Origin of the sequence: Microcoleus sp. PH2017_35_SFW_U_B (genome assembly GCF_020737865.1) — a bacterium.
GTDB lineage: Bacteria > Cyanobacteriota > Cyanobacteriia > Cyanobacteriales > Microcoleaceae > Microcoleus.
The window spans coordinates 23,360-45,823 of sequence record NZ_JAEQDE010000072.1 but is presented as its reverse complement, the minus strand read 5'-3'; the positions used below and the strand labels follow the sequence as shown (position 1 = coordinate 45,823).

Sequence of the window (22,464 nt, the reverse complement as noted above, 5' to 3'; positions counted from 1 at the left end):
TATATAAGCAAAGAGCGCTGAAGCGCAACTACGTACCTAATTTTTCGTTTTTTATATATATAAGCAAAGAGCGCTGAAGCGCAACTACGTACCTAATTTGTCTGACGACAATAAATTTACCCTGCCATACTAATAATGACTACTGACTAATTATAACTTGCCCTTTTCCATTGCCCACTGCATCAAACCGGGGAATAAGCGATAGGCTTCTGATGCCAAGAAAGCAGGGCCGACTGTGACTTCTGCACGCTGATTCTTCACTGCATCCCAGATAGCTTTAGCAATATCTTCCGGCTGATTTGCCCAGTCAGATTTCAGCATTTCACTCATTTGTTGGCGGCGCAATTCGACTGCGGGCTCGTCTCGATCGCGAAATTGAGCTCTTTCCAAAAAATCGCTGTTGATCAAACCCGGATGTACGGCGCAAACATGAATTCCTTGGGGCGCCAATTCCAATCGCAAAGTTTCTGTCAAACCCGTTACTGCATACTTACTGGCACAATATGCAGTCATTTGAGGTAAGGGCATTTTGCCACCAATGGAACCAACATTGACGATTGTACCCGTTTTGCGATCGAGAAAATGTGGCAAAAGTTCTTGAATTGTGTTAACGCAGCCCCAAAAATTGGTATTCATTAATTGCTGCCAATCTTCGGAGGTGGTTTGCTCGATCGCCCCTGCGAGACAAATTCCAGCATTATTCACCAAAACATCAATGTTTCCGCAGGTATCCAGGGCTTTTTGGACGATCGCCCGCACTTGTTGAATGTCACCAACATCCCCCGCAATCGCCATAGCCGAAGTGCCTTCACGCTGCACCTGAGCCGCTGCTGCTGCCAATCTTTCCGGCTCCCGAGCCACCATCACCACATCGTAACCCTGACGGGCAAATAACAGTGCCGTTGCCTTGCCACTTCCTTGAGAAGCGCCTGTAATCAAAACTGTAGGAGCCATAGATAGTTTTAAATTGGGAGTTTTCAGTGTTAACTGCGAGATTTATTGATTGTTACACATTTTTTTATTAAAAAGGTGGGGCCCGAGGATCTCGCCCCCAGCCCCTACCCTCGGCTGATTACCAGAAATAATTGGTTGAAAGCCTCTTCGTTTTAGGGAGAAATTAACAGAAGACGATTCATTACTCCAATCCTCTTCCTTCCAGGTAGAGGTTGCTGTGGGAGCATCTCAGTTTTTATAGTCCCCGCTCGCGTATTGTACAATATGCGAGCGGGGACGCTCGCACTCAATCAAAGAAAAAATGCTTTTTACAAAAATGAGATGCTTGCGGTTGTTGTTAACTATCAACTGTCAACTGTCAACTGTCAACTGTCAACACTCTTTTAAATCACCACAAAATCATTTGCTCGCAGCAGCCCGGTGACTCCACTGACATTTGCCAACACTGAGCCTGTCGCAGCAATTTTGATCGCATTTCCACTAGCAGTCTGGGTAATGTCTAACTGTCCGAAGCTCAAGCCATTGCCAAGGATAATCTTATCGCTATCAGTGTCAAAATTCGCGATCGTATCGATACCACTATCTAGATTTAACAAAAAGCGATCGCTACCTTCTCCGCCGATTAGAAAATCATTGCCCTTTTCACCACTCAGGAAATCATCTCCCAAACCACCAAGCAAAGTATCATCTCCCTTGCCGCCATACAAGCTGTCATTGCCTGCACCGCCATCCAAACTGTCAGCACCACGGCCTCCAAATAGGATATCATCGCCACTGTTACCTGTCAGCGTATCGAGTCCCTTGCCACCGTAAATGCTGTCATCGCCGGCACCACCATCGAGGGAATCACTGCCTTTTCTGCCACTGATGAAATCGTTACCGCTAGCACCTAGTAAAGTATCGTTATCATCAGTACCTACCAGATTTTTGCCCTCAAAACCGAGAAGTGTAGTAGAAGTTGTGGAAGGGTTAACATCGCCTGTGAGAATCGCAACACCGACTGCTTCCAGTTTGATCGCACTTTCACCTAAAGCCACCTTTTGAACTTTGGCAATTTCCGAGGCAATAGACTCAGGTGAAGAGTTAGATTTCACCTGATCTATCTGCTGATTAGCCTCAACCATTACCTTCGCTGTTTGCGAGGAAATTTTGGAAAGTTTTTCAGCGTCGAGATTGCTATCAACTTGTTTGACGTTAGCAATAGATTGCTGGATAATGCCTTCTACCTGCGTCGCATTGTTCAAATCCAGGGAACCGCCGGATTTAATTTTACTGTTAATTGCTGCAACAACAGCTTTGGTAATTGCACCATTATCCGCCCCAGATGCACCGTCTATTAAGCTCGTGGTTTGGGTGACGACGTTTTGGACTTTTGTCATCGCGACTAGAGTTTCGACACCACCAGGCTCATTTTTGGCCGTAGATGCGATCGGATCTAAGTCCAGTAAATCAACTCCCGCAGGAATAGACAGAGTAGATTTAACCTTTGACTCAGCTTCAGTCTGCGACATTCCCCCAGCCGTCAAATCAGTAACTAAAGTAGTTAATAGCGTGACAACAGTGGAATCTATCGGTGCTGAAACAGGAGTTGTCAGTGGCAAGCCCGTCGAAACATCCGTCCCCCCAAAAGCAACTAAATTACCTTCTTCAGGGTCAAAATTGCCATTTTTGTTCGTATCAAAACTGTCCGGGATATCGAGTTCGTATTCCCCTTTAGCATCAGTCGTCGAAAATGGTTCGCTAGCATCTTTGACTCCATTTTTGTTGGCATCAAAGAAGATAGTCGCACCCGCAATATAACCATCAACAACCACACCATTTTTAGTGACTACTAACTTGATAAAATCGCTCGCACTCGCACCGGAAGTGTCGGTTGCGGTCAACTTAATATCCAGAGACCTCCCTTTAGTAATGTCGCCACTGAAAGTACGGGTAGTAGGATTAAAAGTAATCCAACTCGGTAAAGGTTGACCGTTTTCTAAAGTGGCTGAGTAAGTTAACTTGTCACCAGAATCTGGGTCTATAAATGCCTTTTCGGGAACCGTAAACTCAAATTTGGATGATTTTTTAACTATCGGGCTGTCGTAGTACCAGGGAGTAGTTTCCTTGCTTTTGTTTAACACGGGTGGGCGGTTAGTTTCGGCGTTGGTGACGCTGACATCCTCTGCATTGAGGTTGTTGTATTTTGGATCGGTGCTGACAGCAGGGGCGGTGACAATTGTGTATTTTTTATCGTCATCTACTATCTTGTCATCAACACCTTTTACTATGACTTTTTGGGCTTGATTCCAATCGGTAGGAGTGAAGGTGAGAGAGGCTGGGGAAATAGTTCCTTCTACTGTATTGGAACTACTTAAGCCGATGCTGACATTAGCGGTGGGTTGGCTATTGAGTTTGACCGTAAATGAGTCACTGTCGCCTGATTCTGTGGTTTTTAATCCGGTTGTTGGGCTGACGGTGATTCCACCAGGTGTTGGAGTAGTAATTGGAATTGGAATTGGTTTTGGTGGAGTTGGAGTTGGAGGAATTGTAGTTGGAGTTGGAGGAATTGTAGTTGGAGTTGGAGGAATTGTAGTTGGAGTTGGAGTAATGCTGGCGGTATTAGTGAGGGTGATATCAGACGGATTTAGTTTGTCGTATTTTTTGTCAGCACTAACAGCGGGTTGGGTAATGATTGTGTAAATTTTATCGCCGTCATTTACCTTGTCGTCAACTCCTGTTACCGTTACAGTTTGCGGAGTCTCCCAATTGGTAGGATTGAAATTCAGAGAAGCTGGAGAGACTGTTCCTTCTGTTTTATCGGAACTACTTAAACCTAGGGCTACAGTAGCAGTTGGCTTGCTATTGAGTTTGACGGTAAATGTTGCCGTTCCCCCTGCTTCTGTAGTTTTTAATCCCGATATCGGAGTGATTGTAAAACCAGCAGATGTTCCAGGTGTTGGCGGTGGTGGCGGTGTTGGAGTCGGGGCGGGAGTGGGCGTAGGTGCTGGTTTTGATGTGTCGGTAAGGGGACTGGTATCGTTGATTAAAATTCTTACATTGCCAAGATAGTTGCCGGCAATGTCAGGTTTTTTATCTCCATTAAAGTCGGCATATACAGGATTAAATCCCGTCCAAGGAATGTCGGTATAAGTGTTGAATTTGCCAGTGTTGTCTCCCCACAAAATAAAGTTTGAGAGCAAATCTCCGACTACTAAATCATTTTTGCTATCAGCATTAAAGTCTAATACTTGAATTGACGAAGGGCCGATTCCTCCGAAAAAGCTGGTTGCTGTGCCAAAATTGCCTTTCCCGTCTCCAAACAGTATGGAAATGTCGTCGGAATAGTAGTTGGCTGATACGATGTCGGTTTTGCCGTCTCCGTTGATATCTCCCGCTGTAATTGTGGTGGGATATTTCCCTAGATTAAAGTTGGTAGCTTTGCCAAATTTTCCAGTACCATCTCCTAAATTCACGGAAATATTTGTTGAGTATTGGCTGGCTGTGGTTAGATCTATTTTGCCGTCTCCGTTTACGTCTGCCCAAGCGATGGAAGAGATGTCTGTTGTGATATCAATAGCCTGGGCTTTGCTAAACTTACCCGTACCGTCTCCCAAGAGGACGAAAATTTTGTTATTCGTATAGTCTACGGGGGCTAAATCGACTTTGCCGTCACCGTTGAAGTCGATCGAATAGATGAAATTAAATGGTACTCCCACCTCAAAGTTGGTGTAAGAAGTAAAGCTGCCTTTGCCGTCTCCCCACAAAATCGAATTTTTGTCAGTACCGTAGTGGCGAATAAATCTGTTTTGCCGTCACCATTGAAATCTGCGCTGCTAAAGTCGTAGGGGAATTCTCCCGTGGAGGAGTAGCTACCAATGCTGAATTTACCTGTACCGTCTCCTGGCAAAATGCCAATTTGAGTCGATAGCAAATCCATGGTTGCTAAATCTGTTGTTGAGTCGCCGTTAAATTTTCCTGCGGTGACATTTGTAATATATCTACCTGAATCGAATTCTGTTACTTTGAATGGGCTAGCCATAGTTGATTCTCCTGATTTATTTTTGGTTTGAGCTATGTTAAAAATGAATGAGAAGTTCTTACCAGTTTCATTTTTCGTACTTAAGATGCTAAAACAAGTATTTTTTTAAGTCAATTCATAAAAGTCATGACTTTGAGTTCATAAAAGTCATAAAAGTCATATTTGTAAAATTATGTTACAATTCCTGGACAATATGGATAATGTAAGGACTACAAGTTTTCCGATCTCAAATAGTTTGTGCGCTCTCTGATAAAAAATTTCAGATAAATTTTTACTAATTACTCGCGCTAATTCTGATTTATCTAGTTTGAAACTATCAAATATATATCTTGGAAAAGTTTTTATAATCAAATTTTGGAACGGGCAAGATGCCCATTCCACAAAAATATCTTTTACAAAAATATCTTTTACAAAAATATCTTTTTCTGTGGAACTGGCATCTTGCCAGTTTCTAGATATTTTTATAATATGTCTAATACTTTGCGGATAAAATGTTGTATTTAAGATGATAAAATCAGCTATAGCATTTATTGACAGCTTATATAACCGCTTAAACCAAGAGGGCTGAAGCCCAACAACGTACCTCACCTATCTGAGAAGGGCTATATTTTTAAAGTATATTTATAAATTTAATCAATCTAGTTGATTAAATTCATGATTTTGAGTTAATAAAGATTATTTTTGTCAAAATACGATCGCCCGCAACGACACCATAGACTGCTTGGGGCGCTCTCAAAATAAATAATCTCATGGAAATTTAAATGAATATTCCGCAAAAACCGTCGAATTGGTCGATCGCCCTTATCTTAACGATCGGCGTATTAGCAGTCTCAACCGCCTCAATCTTAATCCGGCTAGCCAACCTGAAAGCAGGCGCGGGCGGCCTCGGTTTCAGCCTCGTACTCGCCGCTTCTCGCTTGACTTTATCCGCCTTAATTCTGCTTCCAGCTTGGCCGAAAATTCAGTGGAAAACCCTACAACCCGGAGCTCGGCGCTATGCTGCGGCGGCTGGTTTGTGTCTCGCCCTGCACTTTGCTCTCTGGATTACCTCACTGTCTTATACTTCGATCGCAGCTTCCACAGCCCTCGTCACCACAAATCCCGTCTGGGTAGCGCTGTTATCCCGCTTCTGGTTTGGCGAAAAACTCAGCAAAATGTCGATCGCAGGCATTACTATAGCCCTTGCTGGCGGAATGGCGATCGCCCTCGGAAGCACAGGCGCAGCCAAGGGCGGCAACACTCAATTATTCGGCGATTTCCTTGCTCTGACAGGTTCCTGGGCTGTCAGTTTGTATCTGTTGCTAGGCCGGGAAGCTCAACGGCGGGGATTGGGAATTGGCGGTTATATCGCGATCGCCTATACTGTTGCTGCGATCGTCCTGCTACCTCTACCCCTCGCCTTCGGTACCAGTTATACCGGTTATCCAAACATCGTATATTTTTACATTTTATTAACCGCCGCCTTGCCTCAATTAGTAGGTCACACCATTTTAAACTGGGCTGTAGCGCAAATTTCCCCAACTCTGGTAACTCTTGCCATCTTGTTTGAACCCGTTGGGGCGAGTTGTTTGGGTTATTTGGTGTTCGGCGAAATGCCTGCGCCAGCCGTACTCGCAGGTGCTGCGGTACTCCTCTTCGGTGTAGCCGCCGCCACTTTCGGAACCCAAAAATCCTAGTGAATAAGTTAAAAGCAAAAAAGATAGCAAATATCTTCGCCGATCAACCGTCAACCGTCAACCGTCAACTGTCAACTGTCAACTGTCAACTGTCAACTGTCAACTATCAACTGTCAACTGCTATAAAAACCTACTTTCTGTCTGTAATTGTAAAAATTGCAATTAGACGTTGCACTTTTTGCATAAGTTTGTTACAAAATGTAACATTCGTGACAAACTGCTCAAAAAAGTCTTGATATGTTTCTTTTGGTAGATGACGCAGTAAAAAAACTGCTTGTCAAAAAAAACATATCGAGGAAAGAAAAAATGTCTAAATTAATTGTTGGTTTCACTGCTACTTTATTGGCATCTGGATTATTGGGAAGCTCTGGTCAATTAGTTCAACCACCTACTATTAACAATACAATTATTACCCAAGCCAACGAACAAACACTCATACAGCAAAATCGGGATTTGCTAGTGAAAAATGGTCAAACAGCTAAGAATATTGCTGCTAAAGTAGGCGCAGCAGCTAGCAAGGACGCAGCACCATCGGGTAGCAATCCTTTGCAAGTTAACCAACAGCTAATCTTGCAAAACAGAGCTATTTTTACCAGTATCGCTACCAAAGTAGGCGCAACTGTACCCAGCGTAGCAGGCCCAGGGAGCGGTGACTTAGCGACAGAAAACCACAAATTATTGTTGGGTAATAGACAAATTGTCCGCGCGATCGCTGAAAAATTAGGCGTTAAACTGCCCGCTCCCCCAGAACTGAGTGGCAGCATGGTGCAGAAAAATAACACGCTTCTACAAGGCAACGGCAAGGCTTTAGCTGCGATCGCAGCCAAAGTCGGTGCAACAGTCGCTAAATAGGAAAAAAGGTACCATTTTTATGGTTGTTGTGGGATGGGCCCAGAACCCATCCCACAAACTTGTGTAAATTATTTAATTATTTAATTCGCGATCCTAATGCGATCGGGACTTACGCAGTCAAACTATATATCTCGTGCCAAAAAGGGCGATCGCTTGTTCAAACTCGCAAGCGATTGTCATAGACTTCTCCAAAACAGAAACTCTCGGGCAGGCTCCATGCCTACCCTACAATAATCGTTATTGAAGATATCTATTAAATTAAAAGTTAAACTTCTCAAAAAATCACCGTTACACTGTTAAATGACATATTCCTAGAACTTACGCACCGAGAGTCAATCGATTTTAGATTTTAGATTTTAGATTTTAGATTTTAGATTTTAGATTTTAGATTTTAGATTTTAGATTTTAGATTTTAGATTTTAGATTAACCCCACGGATAAATTCGGGGGAATAGAGGATTTTAGATTTTCGATTTGGGATTGATTCCACGGATAAATCACGTGGCGGGTACCACATGCAGAAATTCTTGGTATTCGATCGTCAATTTGTTGTCATTAGTTAAGAGCTATTGATAATAACCAACCATCAACAACGATAGAATCGGAGTTGCGGAATTTGCTTGTTGAGAAAATTAGCACGTTAAAAAATGTGGGCAATCAGAAGCCTCTTTGGTTCGATATTTGCCACCGCCGTTATTGTGAGGCAGGATAGATATCAAGGACAAATAATCTGGTTTCCACTTGCATCGGCATCCTAACTTTCCGAGTCTAGCGCTTTTCGCTCGCACTGCGGTATTGTGTCCCGTGCAACGCCGGTTTTATATCACCTCTGGGTTAAATATTGACTCAAAAGTAAAAAATATCAGCATTTTTACTTTCTGCTTTCTGTTTTCTGCAATTAGGGTGCCTTTTGGAGAATAATATTATGCTACCAGAACAACTACAGCGCATCATCGGCTACTTTCTAGAAGAAGCCACAGAACACCTTCAAATCATGGAACAAGGCTTGCAGGGCCTGCAAAACACCGTGCAAACTCCCCAAAGGATACACCAGCTCATCCGAGCCTCGCACTCAGTTAAAGGGGGAGCAGCTATGTTGGGATTTAGCAGCATTCAGCGCGTAGCCCATCGTTTGGAAGATTATTTAAAACTGCTCAGAGAATGTCCGATCGCCATTGATAGCAGGCTGCAATCGCTGTTAACCCAAGTTTTTGATATTTTAGTAGCCCTCGTCTCCAAGGTTTCTAAGGGTTTTGGGCTCAACCACGAAGACGCAAACCAGATGCTGTCCCTCGCCGAACCGATTTTTGACGATCTCGACGCTTACCTGAGAGTGCTGATTCCTACTCGCCTGAGTGTGAGAGCAGTAACCGACGAACACATTCACCTTTTCTGCGGTTACTGCACCTTGGCTGGGGAATTTTCCTCCGCCATTACGTCGCGCGTCGGTTTGCTCGGAGGCAATATTACCCGCCAGGAGTACGAAGGCGATGGCATACGCCTTTATATTGACATTTACCTGCCACCTTACACCAGGATCGAAAACATCCGCCAAGCTGTGGAACTTTCAGGCGCTATTATCGGGACTGTTCAGACGCAGCGCGACTTCTCACTGCTGGCTATGGATTATCCGGTTTACCAAAGTGCGATCGAACCTCCGGCAATTTGCACGGGATGTCGCTACTATTATGGCAGAAGCGATGGCGGGCACCTCCTCAACTGCACGATCCATCCCCGCGGCCCGGAAGATGAAGACTGTCGCGATCGCGAACCGGAATAAGGGTTATAAAATCACGACTCAGAACTAATAGGTGGAACGAGGGAACAGATTAGTAAAAACTAATATTCTCCCAGACATCTTTCAGACGGCCAGATGCCAATTTCTTTCTGCTTCCTTATTTCCTAGATCGCTAAAATTTTATTCGTTACACCCGTTAGAAAATCCGTTACCGAACTTCCGACTTCACGCTTGACTTCTTCCTTCTTCCTTCTTCTAAAACTTCCCTAAAAGCTGATACCGCAACTCTAATTAATTGCATCATGCTCGCAGGATGTCCCACTGCCCAGATATTGATAGCCAGACAAGCGATCGCCATAGCTAACAAGATGTATGTCGGAGGCATTACTACTCCGATCGCGAACCAGGTAAAAACGTGAAAGATCATTGCTGTAGCCCAAAGGCTGGCCACAGCCACAGACGCCCAAACTTGCATTCGAGGTCGGTTTAGTCCTGTCAAAATCCCTGTCTGCAAAGTAGTCAGCAAGTTTGCCGGAACTAAAAAGGCACAGATAGCTATGCAGTGGGCATGAGAAAACTCAGTAACTGTATTGAAGTCGAGCATCAGTATAATTGTCGGGCCTGTTGGATATACTTCAAAAGCTTAACGCGACTTTACTTTCAAGTCTTGTCACCCTTACCTTAACTTAATCTTTTCGTTAGTCGGCCGGTCTGAAGACACATTTATCTCCCCTTTTTTATGATGGTAAAATATTACCACAAATATTAAAATTGTGGAAAAACATTAAAACGACTTGAAGAATGGGAACAATTGCTGCGATAATTAATATCGGGGATCGCTCGAATAGAATAGCTCAGTTCGTAAAAAAAACCAGAATGCTCGCGCCAGTCTAGCAGCAACACAACGGTAGGCTAATTTTCGACTCCATCATTTTCGATTCGCTGATTTTCGGATAATGCCTTGTTAGTGTCGGTCAAGGGATCAGGCCATTATGCGATCGAACAATATGAGATTATTGAAAAGCAAATTTGAGATCAAATCTAAAATCGATAGAACCCTCTCGAAATTTTACAGCGGAAAATAGAGACAATGGATCGACAAAGCACAATCCCAGCACTCGCAGAAGTTGACTTGACAAACTGCGACACAGAACCCATTCACATATCGGGGCACATTCAGCCTCACGGGATTCTCGTGGTTGTACGAGAACCTCAACTAGAAATACTGCAAGTCAGTGAAAATACGCAAGATTTATTGGGAGTCGATGCCAAAAGTGCGATCGGTCAAGATTTGAGCTTATTCTTCGATAGAGTTCAGTTAGAAAAACTCAATTCCTGTTTGCAGAACGAAAACTTAAAAACCGTCAATCCCATTAAACTCTCTGTCAACAAAGCAGACAAGTTTTTAGAATTTGACTGCATCCTCCACCGACAACAAGGAATTTTGATAATTGAGCTAGAATTAGCAACCACCACAGAAAATCTTTCCGTTTTTAGCTTTTATCATTCAGTCAGATCCACAGTCAGCCAAATTCAAAGCGCCAAAAATCTCAAAGAATTATGTCAGCAGACTGTGGGAGAAATCCGGAAGATTTCGGGATTTGATAGAGTTATGACCTATCAATTTGACGCAGAAGGTAACGGTGCTATAATGGCTGAAGACAAACTAGAAAACCTGAGTCCATTCCTGGGCTTAAACTACCCCAAATCAGATATTCCCAAACAAGCCAAAAAACTGTATTTGTTAAATTGGTTGAGGTTAATACCAGATATTAATTATCAACCAGTTCGCATCATTCCCGAAAAAAATTCTGTTACGAAGCAGTCCCTAGACCTCAGTCTCAGCGTGTTGAGAAGCGTGTCTCCCATTCACATAGAATACCTGCAAAATATGGGCGTTGCCGCTACTTTATCAATCTCTTTAATCAAAGATCAACAACTGTGGGGATTGATTGTTGGCCATAACTATACACCAAAATACCTCAACCATGAAGTGCGAGCCGCTTGCGAGTTTATCGGGCAAGTAATGTCCTTAGAATTGCAATCAAAAGAAGCCAACGAAGACTACGACTACAAACTACACTTAAAATCTATTCAAGCCCAGATTTTTGAAGACATATCTACCTCCGAAAACTTGTCAGAAGTGTTAGTTAAATGCCAGCATAATTTGCTGGAAGCAGTCAACGCCCAGGGAGCATCAATAGTATTTGGAGAAAATTGCTATCGAGTCGGGGAAACACCTCACGGAGAAGCGCTTAAATCCTTAACTCAGTGGGTGCAAAACAGCCTAAAAAAAGAAATTTTTTATACAGACTCGCTGACTAAATGCTATCCAGAAGCTGAGGAATTTAAAAACACGGCTAGCGGGTGTTTGGCAATAGCAATATCGCCGAGTCAGAAAATATACGTCTTGTGGTTTCGCCCGGAAGTAATTAAGACCGTAAATTGGGCAGGGAACCCCAACAAAGCAGTTCTAATAGATGAAGATGGCAGCCACAGACTGTCTCCTAGGAAATCCTTCGAGCTGTGGAAAGAAAATGTGAGGTGCAAATCTTTGCCGTGGAAGCAATGCGAAATAGACGCTGCATTGGAACTAAAAAAAGCAATAATCAATATAGTGCTGCGCCAAACCAAAAAACTCGAAAAATTAAATAGAGCACTAGAAGCCTCAATCGCCAGAGAACGCGAAAAAAGCGAGCATTTAAAAACAGCGATGTACGAGCTTCAGCGAACGCAAACTCAATTGGTGCAAAGCGAAAGAATGTCAAGTTTGGGACAGTTGGTGGCGGCGGTAGCCTATGAAGTGACTAACCCGATTAACTTCATATACGGAAATCTTAACTATGCCGACGAATACAGTCAAAAAATGATCGATTTATTGCAGCTTTACGAGCAGCACTATCCGTCGCCTTCGCCAGAAATTCAAGCAGAAATAGAAGGAGCAGAATTAGAGTTTATAGTTGAAGACTTGCCGAGGTTGCTGGGTTCAATGAAAGTAGGAGCTAACCGCATCCGCGAGATAGTTCAGTCGCTGCGAAATTTCTCTAGAATTGACGAAGCAGAGATTAAAGAAGTTGACATTCACGACGGATTGGACAGTGCTTTGCTGATTTTGAGCAACCGATTCAAACCGAAGCCCGTTAGCGTAGCAGGTACGCAGTACCATCGCCCTGCAATTCATCTCAACAAAGAATATGGCTCTCTACCGTTGGTTGAGTGTTACCCAGTTCAAATCAACCAAGTATTTATGAATGTGCTGACAAATGCACTTGATGCTTTAGAAGATGCCTTTGTCAACAAAAATTTATCGCCGCACTCTTGGCACGAAGCAGAGACAGCCAAGAGCGGACAAATTCGGATCGTGACTGAAGTTTGTCCGGGAGAAACAGCCGTAGCAGTTCGGATTAAGGACAATGCTTGGGGTATGGAAGAAACAGTTAGACAGAAAATATTTGAGCCGTTTTTTACCACAAAACCGGTAGGGAAAGGTGCGGGGATAGGTTTGGCGATTGGCAGCGAAATTGTGGTGGAACAACACGGCGGCAAATTGAGCTGTATTTCAGCCCCCGGAGAGGGAACCGAGTTGATTATTGAGATTCCCTTGAGCCAAACTCATCTCAAACCGATTTTAAACAGTTGACAGTTGACAGTTGACAGTTGACAGTTGACAGCGAAGCGATAAGAACGGAGATTTAAACTCCGTTCTTATAATAATCTGCCTTCATGCTGGGACTTCCAACCCCTGCTATTCGGTGAAGTGAAAAAAAGTGCGCTTATCGACAAAATGCACAAATCGAAAATTAGATTAAAATACAAAAGCAGCTATAGCAACCGCCACATTGGTTAGGACATTCAAGAACTCATCAATAGAGTCTAAAATCCTTGCTTTATAAACGGTTAGATTCGGATACCATAACTGTCAACTGTCAACTGTCAACTGTCAACTGCTATAAGTAGATTTGAGCCAACTCTGAGGAAGCGACTGTGACTGAAAAAAATACCGCCCAATGGGATGCCGGCAGATTTGTCAAAACCTTGGCTTATTTCGGCGTGATTCCCTTCATTGGCAGCATTAGCTGGCTGCAACAACTGTTCGGAAGCAGCAGCAACAATAAAAAAGATAAACCCAAACTCGTACTGGTAGCCGGTGCGACAGGTGGCGTCGGGAAGCGAGTTGTCAAGCGGCTGCAACAGCGGGGATATCAAGTCCGCTGTCTCGTCAGAGATACCAAAAGAGCAACCGAAATTCTTGGCAAAAATGTCGAATTAGTCGAGGGAGATATCACTATCGCTGAGACGCTAACACCGCGCGTCACTGAGGGCGTAGATGCAGTTATCTGCTGCACGGGTACCAAAGTTCAACCTGTAGAAGGAGACACGCCAACCAGGGAAAAATACTATCAAGGCATCAAGTTTTATATGCCGGAAGTTGTGGATGTTCCCGAAATTGTCGAATACAAAGGCCTGAATAATTTAGTGCAAGCTGTTCGCAGTCAGCTCATTAAATCAGGCGAAAAAGTCATTTTTGATTTCACAAAACCTACCCAAGATTTAAAGGAAACTTGGGGCGCTCTCGATGATGTTGTGATGGGCGGGACTAGCGAAAGTTCGATCGTACTTACAGACAGTACAGCTATATTCACGGGCAATGTTTCCACTGCCAACTCAGGTGGCTTTGCTTCTGTCCGCACCCGCAACTTCGATCCTCCGGTCAATCTCGCAGGATTCAGCGGCCTCCTGCTCCGGGTCAAAGGGGATGGTAAGCGCTACAAGTTGATCGTGCGTAGCGAGGCTAAATGGGATGGTATCGGCTATTGCTATTCGTTCGATACTGTGTACAATACCTGGATTACGATCGTAGTTCCCTTCGATAAGTTAATTCCAGTATTCCGCGCGAAGACTGTGAAAGATGGCGCGAAATTCGATCCCAGCAGCATTTATTCTTTTCAGTTAATGCTGAGCAAGTTTGAATATGACGGCGCGCTGAATCCGAAATTTACACCGGGTGTTTTTCAACTGGAATTAGAATCTATTAAAGCTGATGGCGGCCAGACTTTGCCGCGATTTGTGATGGTGAGTTCGGCGGGAGTTACTCGCCCGGGCCGCCCAGGACTTATCTTGGAAGATGAACCGCCGGCTGTCAGAATGAATGATATGTTGGGGGGAATTTTGACTTGGAAGTTGAAAGGAGAGGATTGCGTGCGATCGAGCGGCATACCTTATACTGTTGTCAGACCTTGTGCTTTGACTGAGGAACCGGGCGGCAAAGCTTTGATCTTCGAGCAAGGAGATAATATTCGGGGTAAAGTTAGTCGGGAAGATATTGCGGAATTGTGCGTGCAAGCTTTGGAACAACCGCAGGCTTGTAAGGTGACATTTGAGGTAAAAGAGGGGGAAAATCCTGGTTCTCCGAGAGATTGGGAGGGTTTGTTTTCTGGGCTTAAATAGGTATTGTTTGTAGGGTGCAATGCGAATCGAAGACGGCGAATCGAAGACGGCGAATCGAAGACGGCGAATCGAAGACGGCGAATCGAAGACGGCGAATCGAAGACGGCGAATCGAAGACGGCGAATCGAATTCGCGTCTACACAGACAAAACCCGCCTCCGCGGGTTGAAGAAAAAGATCGGACGGCGAATGGAATTATGTTGTTTTCTTCAGTCGGCGTCCGGCTGACATCGTTTGTATAGACGCGGTTTCAACCGCCGTCTTATTATTAACCAAGACTAATTACCAATTATTATGCCTTTGAATTTTTTCCGCCGCTATTCAACGCCTTATTTGTTTTTGTTTCCGGCTTTGTTTGTTTTGACTTTGACTGTTTTGTGGCCTGCTTTACAAGCTTTTTATTTGAGTTTTACGAGTTACGAATATGATTTAACTCAAATGCCGCAGTGGGTGGGTTTGAAGAATTTTGAGCGGTTGTGGCGCGATCGCACTTTTTGGCAAACTTTGACCAATACGCTGCTGTATCTCATCTGTGTTGTGCCTGTATTGGTTGTTATACCGTTGGGAATGGCAATTTTGTGCAATCAAAAGCTGCGGGGGATGAACTGGTTCCGCGCAGCATATTACACGCCGGCGGTGATTTCGATGGTTGTCGCGGGGATTGCTTGGAAGTGGCTGTTTGCTGAGACGGGATTGCTGAATCAGTTCGGAGAATTGTTGGGTTTACCTCCGGTTTCTTGGCTGGCCAATCCGAAGGTGGCAATTTTTAGCGTGATGGCAGTTACTGTCTGGAAAGGCTTAGGTTATTACATGGTGATTTATTTAGCTGGGCTGCAATCTATTCCGGCAGAACTTTATGAAGCCGCTGCGATTGATGGTTCGGAAGGTTTGCGGAAACACTGGGATATTACTGTGCCGCTGATGAAGCCTTATTTGGTTTTGGTGGCGGTGATTTCGGCGATTTCTGCTACTAAGGTTTTTGAAGAAGTTTATATTATGACTCAGGGCGGCCCTCGCAATAGTTCTAAGACTGTTGTTTATTATCTTTACGAACGGGCTTTTAAGGATTTGGAAATTGGTTATGCTTGTACGATCGCCCTAGTTTTGTTTTTGCTGATTTTGGGTTTGTCGGTTTTGCAAGTTAGCCTTCAGGGTTTGACTCGCAATGATTAGTTGACAGTTGACAGTTGACAGTTGACAGTTGACAGTTGACTTGACAGAGGAAAGAGAGAAGAAGATAAGAAGGCTGTTAAAACCCTTGGCGCGGCAAATGTTATATTAAACACAATTTAATCAGTAAGAATACGTATTAATCAGTAAGAATACGTAAGTGCGATCGACTTAAAGATTAAGCCAAATAGCCAATGCCAAAGCTGCGATCTTTGCACTAATGTTGATTATGCCTCGGAATCTGTTTCACCCAACCTGTGCCATCACCCCTCTAACACGGGCGATCGACTTCCGCCCACAGCACAACTCGGGTAAATTTGCAGTCAACCCTTTAAATTCAAATTGATTAAACTATGATTTTACTAACAGGCTATCAAATCACGGAACAAATTTATTCTGGTATCAATACTGCGATCTATCGGGGAATCTGGGAACAAGAAAACCTACCCGTCATAGTCAAAACCCTGAAAAGCGAGTATCCAACTCTCGAAGAGATTACTCGCTTGAGACACGAATATACAATCCGAAAAAATCTAAGAAATATAGAAACTATTGTTAATTCATACCGCCTAGAAACGCATCAAAATAGTGTAGCACTCACATTAGAAGACTTTGGTGGCTTGGCTTTGTCAAAACTTCTAACTACTCAAAAAATTAAATTAAAACATTTTCTCGAAATAGCCGTGCAGCTAGCTCAAAGTTTGGGTGAAATTCATAAAAACCAGATTATTCACAAAGATATTAAACCGCACAATATCATTATCCATCCCGAAACCTATCAGGTCAAAATTACTGACTTCAGCATCTCCTCGCGCTTGGTTAGAGAAAACGCAAGTCCCAGCTATCCCAATTTGCTCGAAGGTACGTTAGCTTATATTTCGCCGGAACAAACTGGTAGAATGAATCGGGCGATCGACTATCGCAGCGATTTTTACTCGTTAGGTGTCACTTTTTACGAGATGCTGACGGGTGAATTGCCATTTAGCGCGATCGACCCTTTAGAATTAGTTCACTGTCACATCGCTAGAATCGCACCCGCGCCCCACAGTTTGAAGCCGGAAATTCCCGAAGCAATCTCTGCCATCGTGATGAAGTTGTTGGCGAAGACGGCGGAAGATAGGTATCAAAGCGCCGACGGGCTGAGGTTTGATCTCGAAACTTGTCTCGCACAACTCCAAGGTAGCGGCAATATATCTGATTTTACTGCCGGAAATGCCGATCGGGCCGGTCAACTCCTCATCCCCCAAAAACTATACGGTAGAGAAGCCGAAGTCGCCGCTTTACTCAGCGCTTTCGATCGAATTAGCGGTGTAGAACCCCCCCAACCCCCCCTTGCTAAGGGGGGGCTTTCGGAGCTTTCCCAAAGCACCGGAGAACCCCCCCAACCCCCCCTTGTTAAGGGAGGGCTTATTGAAAGTTCTTCATCCTCCTTAACAAGCAAAACAGGGGGAGTCGAATTAATCCTGGTTTCCGGTTACTCCGGCATCGGCAAATCCTGCTTAGTCAATGAAGTTCAAAAACCAATTGTCCGACAGCGCGGATATTTTATTGGTGGCAAATTTGACCAATTCAAACGCAATATTCCCTACGCTTCCGTGATTCAAGCATTCCAGTCATTAATTCGGCAGTTGCTAACAGAAAGCACAGCATCTATCCAGACTTGGAAACAAAAATTGCTAGCGGCTTTGGGAACCAGCGGGCAAGTTGTCACAGACGTGATTCCCGAAGTCGAACTAATTATCGGGAAACAGCCAGAAGTCCCGGAATTGGGGCCGACAGAATCGCAAAACCGATTTAATCGGGTGTTTAAACAATTCATTAGCGTGTTTACTGCAAAAGAACACCCGCTAGTAGTTTTTCTCGACGATTTGCAGTGGGCAGATTCGGCATCTCTGAAATTAATTGAACTGCTGGTGACAGACTCAGATAGCAAATATTTGCTAATAATTGGAGCTTATCGAGACAACGAAGTCAGCGCCACTCATCCGCTGATTGCCACAATCGAAAATATTCAAAAGACTGCGGTAATAACTCCCGAAATAGTCAGCAATATTGTTCTCGCTCCCTTAGAATTTAGTCATGTAGAACAATTAATCTCAGAAACTTTAAAAAGCAATATATCCGAAAATATAAAACTTTTAGCAGAGCTACTTTTCAACAAAACCCAAGGCAATCCCTTCTTTCTAACTCAGTTACTCAGAACTCTTTATCAAGAAAATCTGTTAGTTTACGATTTTTCATCCAGTACGTGGCAGTGGGATCTCGGACACATCCAAGCTATTGGGATTACTGACTGCAATGTCGTAGAGTTAATCGCTCGAAATATTCGGAAGTTGCCTGTCTCGGCGCAGTCAGCATTAAAATTAGCTGCCTGTATTGGCAACCAGTTTAAGTTAGAAGTTCTCTCAATTGTCAGCGAAAAATCTCAGAAAGAAACAGCATTAAACCTCTGGGATGCTCTTCAGGCTGGTCTAGTTTTGCCACTGAGCAACGATTACAAAATTCCGCTGGTTTTTGAAGGTTTAGAAACGGGGCTGGCTGGGCTGCAAGATGTGAAGGTTGACTACAAGTTTTTGCACGACAAAGTGCAGCAAGCAGCTTATTCTTTGATTCCCGATGGCGAAAAACAAGCAACGCACGTCAAAATCGGTCAACTGCTGCTCAACAATACTCCCCCCTCTGAGATTGAAGAAAATGTCTTTGATATTGTCAATCAATTGAATTTTGGTGTTGAATTTATTGCAGACAAAGCCGCAAAAAATGAACTGGCAAAACTGAATCTGATTGCCGGAAAAAAAGCTAAGGCATCCAATGCTTACGAAGCCACTATCAGATATTTGAATGTCGGTTTGGCGCTGATTAATTCCCCTCAGTCCCCCGTAAGTATAGGATCGAGTTGGCAGACTGATTATGATTTGACGCTGAATCTTCACGTTGAAGCAGCGGAGGCGGAATATCTGAATACTAACTTTGGGCGATCGCAAGAATTAGCAGACATCGTGTTACAACAAGCGACAAACCTGCTCGACAAAGTTAAGGTTTACGAACTGCAAATCCAGTCTTATTTGTCTCAAAACCAGATGGTTGAAGCCATCGATACTGGTTTAAAAGCTTTGGAAATCTTGGGATTTACCTTGTCGGAAATTCCCCCACAGGGTTTGACTGCAATTAAGTTACCTCAGCTTGATGAACTAGAAAATGTTCCGGTAATGACTGATAGCTATCAGTTGGCGGCAATGCGGATACTTTCGGCTGTTGTTTCTCCTGTTTTTGTGGCAAAACCAGAACTATTGCCGCAGGTTATCTTTACAATGGTCGATTTTTCGATTAAACGGGGTCATTCAGCACTTGGGGCGATCGCCTATATTTGGTATGGCTTGCTGCTGGCTGGTGCCTTAGGAGAGATCGACGCTGGATATCATTCTGGACAGCTAGCTTTGAAGCTGTTAGAGCAATTCAATGCTAAACAATTTAAATGCAAAGTTTACCACCTGTTTAACACTTTTGTGCGCCACTGGAAAGAACACGCTAAAGAGACGATTGCCCCCTTGATCGAGAGCGTTCAAAGCGGTCTGGAAACTGGAGACTTAGAATTTAGTAGTTATGCTGCTTTAAACAGTTGTTCTTGCCCTTTTTTGATTGGAGAACAACTAGAAAATGTCGAACACAAACAAGTGCAATACTTCACTTTAGTACAAAATCTCAAGCAAGAACTTTCGATGGAATTGCTGGGTATCTGGGGGCAAATCATTTTAAACTTGCGAGGAATATCCGCAAACAAATCTCAATTAATAGGTGAAAAGTTTAATGAAGCAGAAATTTTGCCTCGGCTGCAACAGGCTAACAATTATATGTCTCTTTTTAATGTTTATCTCGCTAAATTGCTGTTAAATTACTTATTTAAACAGCCCGACAAAGCAGTTGCTGACGCATCTTTGGCAGCCGAATATGCCTCAGCAGCAATTGGCTTCATGATGATCGGTACGCACAATTTTTATTATTCGTTAGCACTGCTTGCTGTGTATCCAACTGCAAACAGCGCAGAACAAGCAAAATACTTGATGCAGGTAGCAGCGAATCAAGAAAAAATGCAGAAATGGACACACCACGCACCAATGAATTACCAGCACAAATATGAGTTGGTTGAGGCTGAGAAAGCGCGGGTGTTGGGAGAAAAAGACCGGGCGATCGCATTTTACGATCGCGCAATCCAACATTCCCGCGAACAGGGATACATTCAGGAAGAGGCTTTGGCGAATGAATTAGCTGCTGAGTTTTACCTGTTTGTGGGGCGCCAGAAGGTGGCTAAGGTTTACATGACGGATGCTTACTACGGTTACATCCGTTGGGGTGCGAATGCTAAAGTTGCAGATTTGGAGGAACGCTATCCGCAGTTGATTGTACGGATGCCGGAAAGTGATAGTCTCACAATTAGCGATCGCCCGACTGTGACTGTAACTTCTGCAACCGTTACCGGTACTCACAAAGCTTTGGATTTCGCTACCGTCATGAAAGCATCTCTGGCTATCTCCGGCGAAATTGTCCTCGATGCTTTGCTGGACAAATTGATGCGGATTTTGTTGGAAAATGCGGGGGCCCAAACTGGGTTTTTGATTGCACCCAAAAATGGTGAATTTGTCATTGAAGCTGCGGGAGAGGTTGGCGGCGATGTGCGGGTGCTCTCGGGCGCGGGCTTGGATTGTGCGTATCCGCGATCGCTAATCAATTTTGTCGATCGCACTCAGCAAGATGTCGTGTTGAATGACGCCAGCAGCGACGCTATTTTCCACAATGACCCCTACATCGTCGATCGCCAGCCAAAATCGGTGTTATGCGCGGCGATCGTCTATCAAGGCAAATTAACCGCGATCCTGTATTTGGAAAACAATTTGACAACCGGCGCTTTTACAGGCGATCGCTTGGAAGTATTGAAGCTGCTTTCTTCCCAAGCTGCGATCGCCCTCGAAAATGCCCGTCTTTACACAAACTTAGAAACTGCCAACAAACAACTCGCAGAATACAACTTTACCCTAGAAGCAAAAGTAAAAGAACGCACCCAAGAATTACACGAAAAAAACTCGCTACTTTCCGAAGAAATTAAAGAACGCCAAAAAGCCGAAGCCGCCGCCCGAGATGCCAGCCACGCCAAAAGCGAATTTTTAGCTAACATGAGCCACGAATTGCGAACACCCCTCAACGGCATTTTAGGTTACACTCAAATCTTTAAGCGCGACAAACATTTGACCTCGCAACAACAGAATGGAATTGGCGTTATTCACCGCTGTGGCGAACACTTGCTCGCTTTGATAGAGGATATTTTAGACCTTTCTAAAATCGAGGCAAGGAGAATGGAACTCGTGGCCACAGACTTTGATTTTCCCGATTTCATTCAAGGCATTAATGCTATTTGTAGCATTCGGGCAAGTCAAAAAAACATAGCTTTTAATTGCGAATATCTTTCGTATTTCCCCAGTGCAATCTCGGCAGATGAAAAGAAGTTGCGCCAAATATTGATTAATTTAATTGGTAATGCTGTTAAGTTTACTGAAAGGGGTGGGGTAACATTTAAGGTTTCAGTAGTGGATTGTGTAAGCGATGAAAATAGGACTGAAGTCCTCACTACGAACCTTGATGGAACCCGGACTGAAGTCCTTACTACGAACCTGAGGATTCGGTTTCAGGTTGAAGATACAGGAATTGGGATCGCTGCTGATGAATTGCCAAAGATATTTACACCTTTTGAACAGGTGGGCAATACCCGCCGCCATACCGAAGGAACCGGATTGGGATTAGCAATCAGCCGGGAATTAGTCGAGATTATGGGCAGCGAATTACAAGTAGAAAGCACTTTAGGCAGAGGTAGCATTTTCTGGTTTGAGTTAGATTTGCTAGCAGTTGACAGCCCAGAAATAAATAAAAAGTATTCCCAAAAATTTATCAAAGGTTTCAAGGGTACTAACAAAAAACTTCTGGTGGTTGACGATCAGTGGGAAAATCGCTCGGTTTTAATTCACCTGCTCGAACCGTTGGGTTTTGAAATAATTGAGGCTACAGACGGTCAAGATTGTTTGAATAAAGCCCTGGAATTTCAACCGGATTGTATCTTGATTGATTTGGTAATGCCGGTGATGGACGGATTTGAAGCGATGCGGCAAATTCGCAAGTTGCCGCTCTTTAAAAATGTGGTCGCGATCGGCACTTCTGCTAGTATTATGGCAGTGGAAAAGCAGGGAAGTTTAGCAGCAGGATGCAATGCTTTTCTCCCCAAGCCGATCCGGGCTGAGGAACTTTTAAATTGCTTGCAAGTTCATTTAGAGTTAGAATGGATTTATGAGAATTTGGAAGACGAAAATTATGAATCTGAAGATTCCGACAACCAATCTAAAATTCCAGATGAAAAAATTATCCCTCCTCCGGCAGAGGAAATAGCTGTACTTTTTGAATTAGCAATGATGGGTGACTTAGGAGGAATTCAAAAACAAGCAGAAAAATTGGCCAAAATTAATGCAAAATATGTCTCTTTTGCCAGCCATCTGAATCAATTAGCTAAAAATTTTGAAGAAGCAAAGATTTTAGAATTCGTAGAACAATATAGGAAGCATTGAAA

Annotated in this window: 11 protein-coding genes; 7 read left to right on the top strand and 4 right to left on the bottom strand. The window is 43.7% G+C overall.

Annotation, left to right across the window (positions count from 1 at the left end; translation table 11 throughout):
* Positions 1–150: 150 nt before the first annotated feature.
* From JGK36_RS20805 to JGK36_RS20795, 3 genes are all read right to left on the bottom strand, one after another.
* Positions 151–954: an SDR family oxidoreductase gene (locus JGK36_RS20805; RefSeq protein WP_293178343.1), complete on the bottom strand. Its 804-nt coding sequence runs from the start codon at positions 952–954 to the stop codon at positions 151–153.
* Between the two features lie 383 nt (positions 955–1,337).
* Positions 1,338–4,652, bottom strand: coding sequence for an FG-GAP-like repeat-containing protein (locus JGK36_RS20800; RefSeq protein WP_293178341.1), 3,315 nt, complete (start codon positions 4,650–4,652; stop codon positions 1,338–1,340).
* Positions 4,589–4,975, bottom strand: a complete 387-nt coding sequence (locus tag JGK36_RS20795; protein WP_293178339.1) for a VCBS repeat-containing protein — start codon at positions 4,973–4,975, stop codon at positions 4,589–4,591. The genes JGK36_RS20800 and JGK36_RS20795 overlap by 64 nt, the downstream gene beginning before the upstream one ends.
* A gap of 761 nt (positions 4,976–5,736) precedes the next feature.
* Here JGK36_RS20795 and JGK36_RS20790 point away from each other — a divergent pair.
* From JGK36_RS20790 to JGK36_RS20780, 3 genes are all read left to right on the top strand, one after another.
* Entirely contained in the window at positions 5,737–6,651 is a 915-nt protein-coding gene (locus JGK36_RS20790) for a DMT family transporter (protein WP_293178336.1), read from the top strand.
* 306 nt (positions 6,652–6,957) lie between these two features.
* Complete coding sequence (locus tag JGK36_RS20785) at positions 6,958–7,503, top strand: hypothetical protein (RefSeq protein WP_293178333.1); 546 nt, start codon at positions 6,958–6,960, stop codon at positions 7,501–7,503.
* A 924-nt stretch (positions 7,504–8,427) separates the two neighbouring features.
* Positions 8,428–9,282, top strand: coding sequence for an Hpt domain-containing protein (locus tag JGK36_RS20780; protein ID WP_293197873.1), 855 nt, complete (start codon positions 8,428–8,430; stop codon positions 9,280–9,282).
* 166 nt (positions 9,283–9,448) lie between these two features.
* Here JGK36_RS20780 and JGK36_RS20775 read toward each other — a convergent pair whose 3' ends face one another.
* Positions 9,449–9,844, bottom strand: a complete 396-nt coding sequence (locus JGK36_RS20775) for a hypothetical protein (RefSeq protein ID WP_293197875.1) — start codon at positions 9,842–9,844, stop codon at positions 9,449–9,451.
* Between the two features lie 486 nt (positions 9,845–10,330).
* On the opposite strand from JGK36_RS20775, the gene JGK36_RS20770 reads away from it, so the two are divergent.
* From JGK36_RS20770 to JGK36_RS20755, 4 genes are all read left to right on the top strand, one after another.
* Positions 10,331–12,880 carry an ATP-binding protein gene (locus JGK36_RS20770; RefSeq protein ID WP_293178324.1) on the top strand — a complete coding sequence of 850 codons (2,550 nt, stop codon included), beginning with the start codon at positions 10,331–10,333 and terminating at the stop codon, positions 12,878–12,880.
* A gap of 344 nt (positions 12,881–13,224) precedes the next feature.
* Positions 13,225–14,688, top strand: a complete 1,464-nt coding sequence (locus JGK36_RS20765) for a CIA30 family protein (protein WP_293178321.1) — start codon at positions 13,225–13,227, stop codon at positions 14,686–14,688.
* 293 nt (positions 14,689–14,981) lie between these two features.
* Positions 14,982–15,860 carry a carbohydrate ABC transporter permease gene (locus JGK36_RS20760; protein WP_293178318.1) on the top strand — a complete coding sequence of 293 codons (879 nt, stop codon included), beginning with the start codon at positions 14,982–14,984 and terminating at the stop codon, positions 15,858–15,860.
* Positions 15,861–16,210: 350 nt separating this feature from the next.
* The gene (locus tag JGK36_RS20755; RefSeq protein WP_293197877.1) at positions 16,211–22,462 is read left to right on the top strand and encodes a hybrid sensor histidine kinase/response regulator; all 6,252 of its coding nucleotides are present in this window, start codon (positions 16,211–16,213) and stop codon (positions 22,460–22,462) included.
* Positions 22,463–22,464 lie beyond the last annotated feature (2 nt).